We start from the raw sequence: 13,208 nt of genomic DNA, 5'->3' as shown, positions 1-13,208 counted from the left end.
TTGCTCGCGATGCAGACGCCGCGGTATGCCAGGTACCGCGCGGTGATGCCATCGCGAGCAAGCCCGCTCCCACATGTTTTGCTGTCGGTCAGGGGACCATATAGCCCCTGATCCCGGTAAAGATGATCTGCGCTGCAAGGGCGCAGACGAACAGGCCCATCAAGCGGCTGACAATCTGCAATCCCTGTTCGCCCAGAATCCGCTCGATCCGGTTGGAAAGGTAAAGCACCACGCCGACCGTAAGGCTCGCCAGCGCAATGCTGACGATCGCCATCAGTTTGTCGTCCCAGTGGGGCTGGCTGACGCCCATGACCAGCAGCGCACCGATGGTGCCGGGGCCCACCGTCAGCGGGATGGTCAACGGAACAATGGTCACGTCCTGCTGCACGTTATCGGTCTGCACCGCCGACTTGCCTTGGGCCATGCCCAGTGCGGAGATAAACAGCACGCTGCCGGCACCGATGCGGAAGGCGTCAACGGTAATGCCGAACACATTGAAGATCGCGCGCCCGAACAGGTAGAGCAGCACGCTGGAGATCAGCGTGGCCAGTGCCACCTTCCAGGCCAGACGGCGGCGTTCCTTGTTCGAGTAACCCCGGGTCAGGCTGATAAAGCACGACAGCACGAAAAACGGGCTGTAGAGCACCAGCATCTTCAAGTACACACTGAACAACACATGGAGCATGGTCTGAGCTCACATCGAAGGAGGGCGCCGAAAGTCTATCAGGGCTTTGGTGGTCTGTCGGGGGCTTCTAGGGGCTGTTGACGTTTCGTTGTGACACGCGACCCGAAACGTCAACAGACTCTAGGAGTGTTGGGTGCGGGATTGACGCAACTCACGCTGTTCGACCCAAAACTCCACCAGCTCACGCAACTGCGACAGCTCTACGGGTTTGGACATGTGCCCGTCCATGCCAGCCTGCCGGGCACGCTCCTTGTGCTCGGTGAGGATGTGCGCGGTCAGTGCGACCACCGGCGTGCGTACCCGCTGATGGCTGACTTCCCAGGCGCGCAATTGCTCCGTGGCCGAAAAGCCGTCCAGCACGGGCATTTCACAGTCCATCAGAACCAGGTCGTAGTGCTGGGCTTTCATCGCCTTCAGGGCTTCTTCGCCGTTGCAGGCCGTGTCCGGATGCAAGTTGAGCTTGCCCAGCATGCCGCGAATGACCTTGGTCGAGATGTTGTTGTCTTCGGCCACCAGGATGCGGAAGTCGCTGGGGACTGAGACCGGCACGGCGGCCGGGCCATTGGCCGGGGTTTGTGCCGTGGCATGGCCCTTGTTGCGCTGGGTCAGTTCATCGGCCAGGGTGGTTTTAAGGGTGTAGCCGGCCACCGGTTTGGCCAGGATGCGTTTGATCCCGCAGTTGCGCGCAATGATCTTGCTCGGCGCGTTGCTGATGCCGGTGAGCATGACCAGCAGGATATCGTGGTTCAGGCTCGGGTCTTCCTTGATCTTGGCTGCCAGCTGCATGCCGGTCATGCCGGGCATGTTCTGGTCCAGCAGTACGATGTCGAAGTAATCACGCAAGTGCGCCTTGGTCCGCAGCAGGGCCAGGGCCTCTTTGCCCGATGCGGCGGCGCTGACGTTCAGGCCCCAGGCGGAGCATTGCTGCACCAGCACTTTGCGGCAAGTGTCGTTGTCGTCGACCACCAGCACCCGTGCGCCTTTGAGCGGGCTGTCCAGATCCGATGTCGGGTGTTCAAGGTGTTGCGGGTCCAGGGGCAGGGTCAGCCACAGGTTGCTGCCGGTGGTTTGCCCTGATTTGATACCGAACTCGCCGCCCATCAACATGATCAGCTGGCGTGCGATCACCAGCCCCAAATGGCCGCCCAGGCGGGTCGCGGCGAGGAAGTTCTTGCTGTGCAGTTCGGCGTGCAACAGGGCGTCGCGCTCCTGTTCATCCATCGGTTCGCCGGAGTCTTGAATGGCAATGCGCAAGCGGGGCGAGCCATTGCGATCTTCCAGGGCGACAACGATCAGGATCTCGCCTTCATCGGTCTTCTTCAGGGAGCTTTCCAGCAGGCTCAGCAGGGTTTGGCGCAGGCGCGTGGGATCACCGCTGATCACCCGGGGTACCTGGGGCTGGATAAAGCTGATGAGTTCGACGTTCTGTTGCTCGGCTTTGGTGCGGAAAATACTCAGGCAGTCTTCGATCAGGGCGTTGAGGTCGAACTGCACGTCGTCCAGCTCGATTTGGCCTGATTCGAGTTTGGAGATATCGAGGATCTCGTTAATCAGCGTCAGCAACTCGTTGCCCGCGCTGTGGATGGTCTGCACGTAGTCGCGTTGCTTGACCGACAGCGGCGTGCCCAGCAGCAGCTCGGTCATGCCCAGAACGCCGTTCATGGGGGTACGGATCTCATGGCTGATCTTGGCCAGGAACTCGGCCTTGGCGTTCACCTCGGCGTTACTGGCGGCCAGATCGCGGCTGATGCTGAATTGGTCCTGGGTGATGCTGCGATTGCGCTCGCTGACGGCGATGCTCATCAAGAAGCCGCTGATGCAGATGATCAACATCAGCGCCAGAACCAGTTCTTGCGGGGCGATCAGGGTCAGGCCCAGCAGCGCGGGGAGAATCACCAGGGTGCCGATATTGAAAATCACCATCGCGGCGACAAACATGCGGGCCGGGCGGTAGCCCTGTTGCCAGTGGTAAATCGAGACCGCCAGGATGCTGATGCTCGCCAGCCCGACCAGGGCGTAGGTGATGAGGTTAAGCGCCAGGTTGTCGATAAACAGCAACAGCAGGCCGCCGAGCGTGATGATCAGAATGTCCAGCAGCAACAACTTGTGCAGCGGATGCGAGCCGCGGTTCGCAAAAAAGCTGTAGGTAAACATCAGCCCGCAGGGGGCGGTCAGCAGCAGTGTCAGGTAGGCGCCGGGGATGCGTGTACCGCTCCAGTCGGGGAGCCAGGGGTCCAGCAGGTTCAGGAACAGTATTGAGCTGGTCATCAGCAGCGCTTCACAGATGGCGAGCCACAAGCTGCTGGGCGAGCGGCTGAAGATGAAGCGAATGATGTTCTGCAGCAACAGCATCGAAATGCAGCCGAGCAACAGGCCGTAGAGCAAGGGCTTGTTCTGGTTGGCGGCCAGCATGACGGCAGTGTCGAGGGTAATGTGGGGGCGCAGTTGATGGTCGGAGACCATGCGCAGGTATACATCCAGGGCTTTGGCGCTTTGGGGCAGGGGCAACAGGTAATCACTGCTCGGCAGGGGTTTGTTGTCCAGGGGTAAGGCGGCACCGGTGTTGATTTCGCTGATCAGTTTTTGATCATCGAACACGTACATGTCCAGACGGGCCAGATCAGGGGCGAACACCCGCAGGACCTGTTCGTGTTTGTCAGGTTGCAGGCGTACCCGCAGCCACAGGACTTCGCCGGGCTCGGCAGCGCTCAGGCGGGCAAGGTCGACGGGGCTGAACTGACTGGATAAGCGTGGGGAGCGTACATCGCTCAGCTGCAGGCTAGCCTGGGGATCTGACAGGACAGACCAGCTGGTACCCGACGCAGCTTGCACGGGCATGAGACAGAGCAGGGTCGTCAGCAGGCTGACGATTAAAGTTGTGGCGATCCTTAGCCAGCGCACGGCGAAATCCCTTCGTAGATTGAAGTCAGATGATAACTATGCGCGGGGCTGGAATAGATAGGCAAGGGCTGTGGGCCCTTGCCTATCCATGTGAAGTGCTTATTCCTGATCTTCACCGCGTTCGCGTGCAATGGCTCGGTAGCCAATATCGTTACGGTAGAAGCAGCCGTCCCACTCGATGGCCTTGGCCAGCTCGTAAGCCTTGTGTTGCGCTGCTTGAACGGTGTCACCCATGGCGGTCGCGCACAGTACACGACCGCCGGAGGTGACGACTTCGCCTGCCGCGTTGAGGGCGGTACCGGCATGGAACACCTTGCCTTCCAGCTTGGCGGCCGCATCCAGACCGTGGATCACGGCACCCTTGGCGTAGTCGCCAGGGTAGCCGCCGGCGGCCAGAACGATACCCAGGCTCGGACGCGGGTCCCATTGGGCTTCAACCTTGTCCAGCGCCTGGGCCAGTGCCGCTTCGATCAGCAACACCAGGCTCGATTGCAGACGCAGCATCACCGGTTGGGTTTCCGGGTCGCCGAAGCGGCAGTTGAACTCGATGACTTTCGGGTTGCCGGCCTTGTCGATCATCAGACCGGCGTACAGGAAACCGGTGTAGACGTTGCCTTCTTCAGCCATGCCGCGCACGGTCGGCCAGATCACCAGGTCCATCACTCGCTGGTGAACTTCGGCGGTGACTACCGGGGCAGGGGAGTAAGCACCCATGCCGCCGGTGTTCGGGCCGGTGTCGGCGTCGCCCACACGTTTGTGGTCCTGGCTGGTAGCCATTGGCAGGACGTTCTTGCCATCGACCATCACGATGAAGCTGGCTTCTTCGCCGTCGAGGAACTCTTCGATCACGACGCGCGAACCGGCTTCGCCAAACGCGTTGCCCGCGAGCATGTCGCGTACGGCGTCTTCGGCTTCGGTCAGGGTCATGGCGACGATCACGCCTTTGCCTGCTGCCAGGCCGTCGGCCTTGATCACGATCGGTGCGCCGACTTTCTGCAGGTAAGCCAGGGCCGGTTCGATTTCAGTGAAGTTCTGGTAATCGGCGGTCGGGATCTTGTGACGCGCCAGGAAGTCCTTGGTGAACGCCTTGGAGCCTTCCAGCTGAGCAGCGCCAGCCGTAGGGCCGAAGCAGTCCAGGCCGCGGGCGCGGAACAGATCAACCACACCGGCAACCAATGGCACTTCCGGGCCAACGATGGTCAGGGAGACATTCTTCTCGGCAAAATCCGCAAGCTGCTCAAGGGCCAGTACGTCGATAGCGACGTTCTCGCACTTGGCTTCAATGGCGGTACCGGCGTTGCCCGGGGCAACGAAGACTTTAGTGACACGTGGGTCCTGAGCGACTTTCCAGGCCAGTGCGTGTTCGCGGCCACCGCTGCCAATGATCAAAACATTCATTTCAAAAACCTCGGATGACGCTGAATTCTGGTGAGCACCGCTAGGGTGCCTGAAGGTCGGGCTTTTGTGGGAGCCGGGCTTGCCCGCGATACAGCCACCTCGGTGTTTCAGATATGCCGAGGTGTTGCTATCGCAGGCAAGCCAGCTTCCACATAAGCCAGTGCCTGCATGGGATCGTGCCGTTAGTGACGGAAGTGGCGCATGCCGGTGAATACCATGGCAATGCCGGCTTCGTCAGCGGCCGCGATCACTTCGTTGTCGCGCATCGAACCGCCTGGCTGGATCACGGCGGTGATACCGGCCTTGGCTGCGTTGTCCAGGCCGTCACGGAACGGGAAGAACGCATCCGATGCCATGACCGAACCCTGTACTTGCAGACCGGCATGTTCAGCCTTGATCGCAGCAATACGGGCCGAGTTTACGCGGCTCATCTGGCCCGCGCCGACACCGATGGTCTGACGGTTCTTGGCGTAGACGATGGCGTTGGACTTCACGTACTTGGCTACTTTCCAGGCAAAGATCAGGTCGTTGATCTCTTGCTCGGTCGGTGCGCGCTTGGTCACGACCTTCAGGTCTTCGCTGCCGATCATCTGGATGTCGCGGCTTTGCACCAGCAAACCGCCATTGACGCGTTTGAAGTCCCAGGCCGGGGCGCGGTCTGCGCTCCATTCGCCGCAGGCCAGCAGGCGAACGTTGGCTTTGGCAGCCACGATGGCGCGGGCCTCGACGCTCACGGACGGGGCGATGATCACTTCAACGAACTGGCGTTCAACGATGGCCTTGGCCGTTTCGGCGTCCAGCTCACGGTTGAAGGCGATGATGCCGCCGAACGCGGACTCGGTGTCGGTGGCGTAAGCCAGCTCGTAGGCCTGGCGAATGCCGCCTTCAGCGTCCGGGCTTACGGCCACGCCGCACGGGTTGGCGTGCTTGACGATGACACAAGCCGGTTTGACGAAGCTTTTTACGCATTCCAGCGCGGCGTCGGTGTCGGCCACGTTGTTGAACGACAGCTCCTTGCCTTGCAGCTGGGTGGCGGTGGCGATGCTGACTTCAGCAGGCTTGGCTTCAACGTAGAACGCCGCGCTCTGGTGCGGGTTCTCGCCGTAACGCATTTCCTGAGCCTTGATGAACTGGCTGTTGAAGGTGCGCGGGAACAGGCTGCGGCCTTCTGTGCTCAGGGTCTGTGCGGCCTGGTCAACAGTGCCCAGATAGTTGGCGATCATGCCGTCGTAGGCAGCGGTGTGTTCGAAGGCCTTGAGCATCAGGTCGAAACGCTGTGCGTAGGTCAGGCCGCCGGCCTTGAGGTTTTCCAGAACGTTGGCGTAGTCGCTGGCATTCACCACGATGGCCACGTCTTTGTGGTTTTTTGCGGCGGAGCGAACCATGGTCGGGCCGCCGATATCGATGTTCTCGATGGCGGTCGGCAGGTCGCAGCCTGGCTTGGAGATGGTGGCTTCAAACGGATAGAGGTTTACGGCTACCAGGTCGATCGGCTTGATGCCGTGCTCGCTCATGATGTCGTCGTCGATGCCGCGACGGCCAAGGATGCCGCCATGGATTTTCGGGTGCAGGGTTTTCACCCGACCGTCCATCATTTCTGCAAAGCCGGTGTAGTCCGCGACTTCAACCGCGGCTACGCCGTTGTCTTGCAGCAGCTTGAAAGTACCGCCGGTGGACAGGATCTCGACGCCGAGGGCTTCCAGTTCACGGGCGAAATCAAGGATTCCGGTTTTGTCGGAAACGCTGATTAGAGCGCGGCGGATCGGCAGGCGGGTAGTCTGATCGGTCATCTCGATTTCCATCAAAAGCAAAGGAGTCAGCAAAAAAGGCGGCCCGTTTTACGGGGACGCCTTTCAGGTTTGATTGAATGCTTACAGCAGATCGTACTGTTTGAGCTTTTTGCGCAAGGTGCCGCGATTGAGGCCCAGCAGCTCGGAGGCCTTGGTCTGGTTGCCCTTGACGTAGTTCATGACGCACTCGAGAAGGGGAGCCTCGACTTCGGAAAGTACCAGGTTGTAGACGTCCGTGACTTCAGCGCCCTCCAGGTGGGCGAAATAATTGTGCAGCGCCTTTTCGACACTCCCGCGAAGGGTCTGACCTTCTTCGCTCGGTGTATTGAGGTGCTGTTTCAAGTTGACGTTGTCGCTCACGGGCGTTGTTCCACTCACTAATGTCTCGGTCATCATCGTCATGCGGCCACCCATCCTTCGTCCCCTGTCACCAGGCTCTTGTGTCGTTCGGCGAAAAACGCCTGAACGTTGGCGCATTGTGCTTCCGTATCTTCTAAACGATTGAAGTGGGCGCGAAACTCCTTGGCGCCCGGCAAGGTTGCCAGATACCAACCGACGTGCTTGCGGGCAATACGAACGCCCAGTACCTCCCCATAGAAGGTATGCAATGCAGCCAGATGCTCTAGCAGAATACGTTCCACTTCATCCATCTCCGGTGCCGGCAGCAGATCGCCGGTACGCAGGTAGTGATCAATCTCGCGAAAAATCCAGGGCCGCCCCTGGGCCGCCCTGCCAATCAACAGTCCGTCGGCGCCGGTTGCGTGCAGCACGTGCCGGGCCTTGTGGGGTGAATCGATGTCGCCGTTGGCAAAGACCGGAATCGACACGGCCTGCTTGATGGCGGCAATGGTGTCGTACTCGGCTTCGCCGGTGTACAGGTCGGCACGGGTTCTGCCGTGCACCGCAAGCGCTGTGATCCCGGCTTGTTCGGCGATTTTTGCCACCGTCAGGCCGTTCTTGTTATCCCGGTCCCAGCCGGTACGGATCTTCAGGGTAACCGGCACATCCACAGCAGCCACAACGGCCTGCAGGATCTCGTTTACCAGTGCTTCGTCTTTCAGCAATGCGGAGCCGGCGGCCTTGTTGCAGACCTTCTTTGCCGGGCAACCCATGTTGATGTCAATAATCTGTGCGCCCAGCTCCACATTGGCCCTGGCGGCGTCTGCCAGCATTTGCGCATCACCGCCGGCGATCTGTACCGAGCGAGGCTCGGGATCACCGTCGTGAATCATGCGCAGGCGCGATTTTCGGCTGTTCCAGAGACTCATGTCACTGGTGACCATTTCCGAAACAACCAGGCCTGCACCCATCCGTCGACAAAGCTGACGAAAGGGCTGGTCGGTGACGCCCGCCATGGGGGCGAGAATCAAACCGTTGTGCAATGTATATGGGCCGATGCGTACCGCCGACATAGGACTTCCCTGTTGTGGGGCCGGATCTTGGGAGTTCGAAAAAGGGTTGGCATGATACCCGCTCTCGATGACTGGTTAAAGACGCAATTGGATAAAAATTGAACAGCAAAGGCGGAAAAGCAGCTGCAAGTGACACGCTTCAAGCTGCAAGGCACAAGGTGGTTCGCTTTAAAGTCGCAACTTGACGCCTAAGGCCAGGCGCAACGGCGCTCACTCGGGCGAGTGAAAACTCAGGCTGTAGTTCACGGCCTTGGGGCCCGGGTCCAGGATGTCCAGGGCTATATGAATCGGGGTTTGTGGCGGCATTTCGGCCTTGGACAAGTCGCCGGTCAGGTATTCCCCGGGTTTGAAGCGACGACTGGCGATCATTTTGCCGTTGATGTCGGCGAAGCGCAGCTCCAGCAGCGGGAAAGGCTGGGAGAACGGTGCACGGTTGTAGAGGATGGCATCCACCACCAGTGCACCGGTGAATTCGGGGTGGCTGCGCACTACCAGATTGCTGCTTTTGATCCGGTCGATATCGACTTTGGACGGCACGGTACAGCCAATCTGCGGGCACAGCTGCTGGAAGATCGGGCGGTACTGGTCCTGGCGCGCCAGTTCGTCGAAGTGATTGGCGATGTATTGCCCGGCCAGTGCCGCGCCGGCCAGTAGCACCAGCAGGGTCCAGAGCAGGCGCTTGCCCCAGGGCGTGCGACGCTTTTGCCAGTCCAGGTGCAAGGGGTCGTCGACCAGGTCGAGCAACGCTTCGTCACGCATGGCCGGCTCGCTGCGCTTGTGCTTGTCTTTGCCGGCCGGCGCCGGCCCGGGGAGTTCGTCGTCCTCGTCATCGGTCGCAGACAGGCGTTCGCCCGGCAGCGGCGGGTCGAGGTCGTCGTCCACCGAGAGCTTGAGCGGCGGGGTATCGTCCGGCTCGTCGAGGTCCAGAGACAACGACGGTTCGGTACGCCCGGTTTTGGCGAGCTCTACCGCTTGCCCGGTCACCTTGGCGTTCTCGGCGCGATCCGCCGCAGAGTCGCTGAACAGGCTGCCAGCCCATTGGGCTTCTTCTGGCTCGGACGTTTCGCGACTGGCGCTCAGCGAACTGCTTTTGGCCTTGTGTGGCTGGCCGAAGCTTTTGCTGGGCTGGATTTCACGCTCTTCGAGCCGGGCGAGTTCTTCGTCCAGATCCAGATGGTCGAGGTCCAGTTCGCTGCTCTGCCAGGGCGCCGGGGTGGCCGCCCTGGGCGCGGCAGGCGGTTCGACGGCCTCGGGTGTTGCCTCAGGAGGCGTCGCTGCGGCAGGCGGCTGCTCTGTTTCAGTGCTTTGGTTCAGCAGTTGCTGTGCAGCATTGAACACTTGCAGGCAGGCGCCACAGCGCACCACTCCGCGAGCCATGCCCAATTGGGCGTGGCGCACGCGAAAGCTGGTCTGGCAATGTGGGCACTGTGTAACGAAGCTATCGCTCATGCGGCCATCCGGGTTAGGCAGACGTGCATTCTAGCGCCGACGACCACTGATGCGCACCCAGCCATCGCGATTGGCAATCGGGTCCAGATCAAAGTCTTTGGCATAAGCCGCCGCGACTTCTTCGCCCTGTTCGGCAAGGATGCCCGACAGTGCCAGACGGCCACCCGGCTTGACCAGGCTCGACAGTTGCGGTGCGAGCGAAACCAGCGGGCCGGCCAGGATGTTGGCCACCACCACATCGGCCTGAACCTGAGGCAGGTCTTCAGGCAGGTACAGCGGGAACAGCTCTTGGGCGATGTTGTTGCGCCCGGCGTTGTCGCGGGAGGCTTCCAGCGCCTGCACGTCGATGTCGGTACCGATGGCCTGTTTGGCGCCCAGCAGCAGGGCGGCGATGGCCAGGATCCCCGAGCCGCAGCCGAAGTCCAGAACGTCGCAGTCCTTCAGGTCCTGACCGTCGAGCCATTCCAGGCACAGTGCGGTAGTCGGGTGGGTGCCGGTACCGAAGGCCAGGCCCGGATCGAGCAGCAGGTTCACCGCGTCCGGTTCCGGAGCGGCGTGCCAGCTTGGCACGATCCACAGGCGCTGGCCGAAGCGCATCGGGTGGAAGTTATCCATCCAGCTGCGTTCCCAGTCCTGGTCTTCGATGACTTCGGCGTGGTGTTCAGGCAGGGGCGAGCCGGTCAGCAGTTCCAGATGGGACAGCACGAGTTCGGCTTCGGTGCCGCCTTCGAACAATGCCAGCAAATGGGTGTGCGACCACAGTGGAGTGGTGTTGAGCTCGGGTTCGAAGATCGGCTGGTCTTCAGCGTCCATGAACGTGACTGAAACGGCACCGACTTCGAGGAACGCGTCTTCGTAGGTTTCGGCTTGTTCCGGGCTGATGGCGAGGCGTACTTGCAGCCAAGGCATGGCGGGCACCTTTGAAAAATAGGAATGTGCAGCCGGACGGGCTGCGAGAAGCGCGCAAGTTTACGCGAGCGGGCTGGCGGTGGGGTAATCAAAAACGATGAAAAGCCAGGTAGCCGCAGTTGTCCTGTTGTGGGAGCGGGCTTGCTCGCGATGGCATCACCTGCGGTCGACCTGCAATGCCAGGTCGTCTGTATCGCGAGCAAGCCCGCTCCCACAAGGGCGGTTGCGAGCCTCCCGCAAACAACAAAGCCGCTCGAAAGCGGCTTTGTTGATCAGGAATCAAACTTACTTGTTAGCCAGTTTGTGTTCCAGGTAGTGAATGTTGACGCCGCCTTTGCAGAAGCCTTCGTCATTCACCAGATCGCGGTGCAGCGGGATGTTGGTTTTGATCCCGTCGACCACGATTTCGTCCAGGGCATTGCGCATGCGCGCCATGGCTTCGTCACGGGTCGAGCCCCAGGTGATCAGCTTGCCGATCAGGGAGTCGTAGTTGGACGGAACCTTGTAGCCGCTGTACAGGTGCGAATCGACGCGAACGCCGTTGCCGCCCGGTGCGTGGAAGTGCTTGACCATGCCTGGGCTCGGCATGAACGTCGCCGGGTCTTCAGCGTTGATCCGGCATTCCAGCGAGTGACCGTGAATTTTCACGTCAGCCTGGGTGAAGGACAACTTGTTGCCTGCCGCGATGCTCAACATCTCTTTGAGGATGTCGATGCCAGTGACCATTTCGGACACCGGGTGCTCTACTTGCACACGAGTGTTCATCTCGATGAAGTAGAAGCGACCATTTTCGTACAGGAACTCGAAAGTGCCCGCGCCACGGTAGTTGATGTCGACGCACGCCTTGACGCAGCGAGCCAGAACTTCGGCGCGTGCGGTTTCGTCGATGCCCGGTGCCGGAGCTTCTTCCAGAACCTTCTGGTGACGACGTTGCAGCGAGCAATCGCGGTCGCCCAGGTGGATCGCATTGCCCTGGCCATCGGAAATTACCTGGACTTCCACGTGACGTGGGTTGGTCAGGTATTTTTCGAGGTAGACCATCGGGTTGCTGAACCAGGCGCCGGCTTCTTCGCGAGTCTGCTTGGCGGCTTCGATCAGGTCTTCTTCACGGTGCACAACGCGCATGCCGCGACCACCGCCGCCGCCAGCGGCCTTGATGATCACCGGGTAGCCGACTTCACGACCGATGCGCAGCGCGGTTTCTTCGTCTTCAGGCAGAGGGCCGTCAGAACCTGGAACCGTTGGCACACCTGCAGCGATCATGGCGTGCTTGGCCGAAACCTTGTCGCCCATCAGGCGAATGGTGTCGGCTTTCGGGCCGATGAAGGCAAAGCCGGATTTTTCGACTTGCTCGGCGAAATCGGCGTTTTCAGCCAAAAAGCCGTAGCCCGGGTGAATCGCCGTGGCGCCGGTGACTTCGGCGGCCGCGATGATGGCCGGAATGTGCAGGTAAGACAGGTTGGCCGGTGCGGGACCGATGCAGACGGTTTCGTCTGCCAGGCCCAGGTGCATCAGCTCTTTGTCGGCAGTGGAGTACACCGCGACGGTCTTGATCCCCATTTCCTTGCACGCCCGCAGGATGCGCAAAGCAATCTCGCCACGGTTGGCGATCAGGACTTTTTCCAGCTTCTGAGGCTTCAACATCGTTGGCTCCCCGTGGTTCAAACGATGGTGAACAGCGGTTGGTCGAATTCAACCGGCTGACCGTTCTCTACCAGGATGGATTCGATAACACCGGCTTTTTCGGCCGTGATGTGGTTCATCATTTTCATCGCTTCAACGATGCAAATGGTGTCGCCGACCTTGACGGTCTGGCCAACTTCAACGAAGGCAGGCGAAGTTGGTGCCGGGGTGCGGTAGAACGTACCGACCATTGGCGACTTGACCACAAAACCGTTCAGTTTTGGAGCAGCAGGCGCTTCGGTCACAGTGGCAACCGGAGCGGCAGCAACTGGAGCAGCGGCAGGCGCTTGCATTGGAGCCGGCGCGTAGAACTGTTGCGCTGGAGTCTTGCTGTGGCGGCTGATGCGTACGGACTCTTCGCCTTCTTTGATTTCCAGCTCGTCGATGCCGGACTCTTCCAGCAGCTCGATCAGTTTCTTAACTTTACGGATATCCATGAATCGTCAACTCCCAATGGGTCTGTCAGGGGCGTTTAGCTTGTAGTTCAAGCTGTTCCAGGGCGGCCTCCAAGGCCAGTCGATAACCGCTGGCGCCAAGGCCGCAGATCACACCTACCGCAACGTCGGAGAAGTAGGAGTGATGGCGGAAAGGTTCGCGTTTGTGCACGTTAGACAAATGCACTTCGATGAATGGGATGCTCACCGCCAGCAGCGCGTCACGTAATGCCACGCTGGTGTGGGTAAAAGCAGCCGGGTTGATCAGAATGAAGTCCACGCCTTCATTGCGTGCGGCATGGACCCGGTCGATCAATTCATACTCGGCATTGCTTTGCAGGTAGAGCAGATGGTGCCCCGCATCACGGGCCCTTTGTTCCAGATCCTGATTGATTTGCGCCAGGGTAGTTGCGCCGTAGACGCCCGGCTCGCGGGTGCCGAGCAGGTTCAGGTTGGGGCCGTGAAGAACCAGGAAAGTCGCCATCTGCTGTTCCTTATTATCTGAGTGCAGTTGTCAGTGCCGGGCGACTATGCCGAAAAGCGGATT

11 protein-coding genes are annotated in these 13,208 nt (G+C 60.3%); all 11 read right to left on the bottom strand.

Annotation, left to right across the window (positions count from 1 at the left end):
* Nucleotides 1–88: 88 nt before the first annotated feature.
* On the bottom strand, nt 89–685 hold the full coding sequence (locus ACZRMS_RS00110; protein ID WP_463993586.1) for a MarC family protein: 597 nt from the start codon (nt 683–685) through the stop codon (nt 89–91).
* 120 nt (nt 686–805) lie between these two features.
* Nucleotides 806–3,586, bottom strand: a complete 2,781-nt coding sequence (locus ACZRMS_RS00105; RefSeq protein WP_463993585.1) for a hybrid sensor histidine kinase/response regulator — start codon at nt 3,584–3,586, stop codon at nt 806–808.
* Between the two features lie 99 nt (nt 3,587–3,685).
* Nucleotides 3,686–4,984: a phosphoribosylamine--glycine ligase gene (gene purD / locus ACZRMS_RS00100; protein ID WP_463993584.1), complete on the bottom strand. Its 1,299-nt coding sequence runs from the start codon at nt 4,982–4,984 to the stop codon at nt 3,686–3,688.
* A 182-nt stretch (nt 4,985–5,166) separates the two neighbouring features.
* Nucleotides 5,167–6,774 carry a bifunctional phosphoribosylaminoimidazolecarboxamide formyltransferase/IMP cyclohydrolase gene (purH, locus tag ACZRMS_RS00095; RefSeq protein WP_463993583.1) on the bottom strand — a complete coding sequence of 536 codons (1,608 nt, stop codon included), beginning with the start codon at nt 6,772–6,774 and terminating at the stop codon, nt 5,167–5,169.
* An 81-nt stretch (nt 6,775–6,855) separates the two neighbouring features.
* Nucleotides 6,856–7,176: a DNA-binding transcriptional regulator Fis gene (fis, locus tag ACZRMS_RS00090; RefSeq protein WP_003439210.1), complete on the bottom strand. Its 321-nt coding sequence runs from the start codon at nt 7,174–7,176 to the stop codon at nt 6,856–6,858.
* The gene (dusB, locus tag ACZRMS_RS00085; protein WP_463993582.1) at nt 7,173–8,186 is read right to left on the bottom strand and encodes a tRNA dihydrouridine synthase DusB; all 1,014 of its coding nucleotides are present in this window, start codon (nt 8,184–8,186) and stop codon (nt 7,173–7,175) included. The genes fis and dusB overlap by 4 nt, the downstream gene beginning before the upstream one ends.
* A gap of 210 nt (nt 8,187–8,396) precedes the next feature.
* Nucleotides 8,397–9,635, bottom strand: a complete 1,239-nt coding sequence (locus ACZRMS_RS00080; protein ID WP_463993581.1) for a DUF3426 domain-containing protein — start codon at nt 9,633–9,635, stop codon at nt 8,397–8,399.
* Nucleotides 9,636–9,665: 30 nt separating this feature from the next.
* Complete coding sequence (gene prmA / locus ACZRMS_RS00075; RefSeq protein WP_463993580.1) at nt 9,666–10,544, bottom strand: 50S ribosomal protein L11 methyltransferase; 879 nt, start codon at nt 10,542–10,544, stop codon at nt 9,666–9,668.
* Between the two features lie 285 nt (nt 10,545–10,829).
* The gene (gene accC, locus ACZRMS_RS00070) at nt 10,830–12,188 is read right to left on the bottom strand and encodes an acetyl-CoA carboxylase biotin carboxylase subunit (protein WP_048360253.1); all 1,359 of its coding nucleotides are present in this window, start codon (nt 12,186–12,188) and stop codon (nt 10,830–10,832) included.
* Nucleotides 12,189–12,205: 17 nt separating this feature from the next.
* Complete coding sequence (gene accB, locus ACZRMS_RS00065; protein ID WP_048360252.1) at nt 12,206–12,664, bottom strand: acetyl-CoA carboxylase biotin carboxyl carrier protein; 459 nt, start codon at nt 12,662–12,664, stop codon at nt 12,206–12,208.
* A gap of 25 nt (nt 12,665–12,689) precedes the next feature.
* Nucleotides 12,690–13,145: a type II 3-dehydroquinate dehydratase gene (gene aroQ, locus ACZRMS_RS00060; RefSeq protein ID WP_048360251.1), complete on the bottom strand. Its 456-nt coding sequence runs from the start codon at nt 13,143–13,145 to the stop codon at nt 12,690–12,692.
* Between the last annotated feature and the right edge of the window lie 63 nt (nt 13,146–13,208).

The sequence above is a fragment of the Pseudomonas sp. B424 genome, from assembly GCF_055408345.1.
This window is presented reverse-complemented; position numbering and strand designations above follow the sequence as displayed.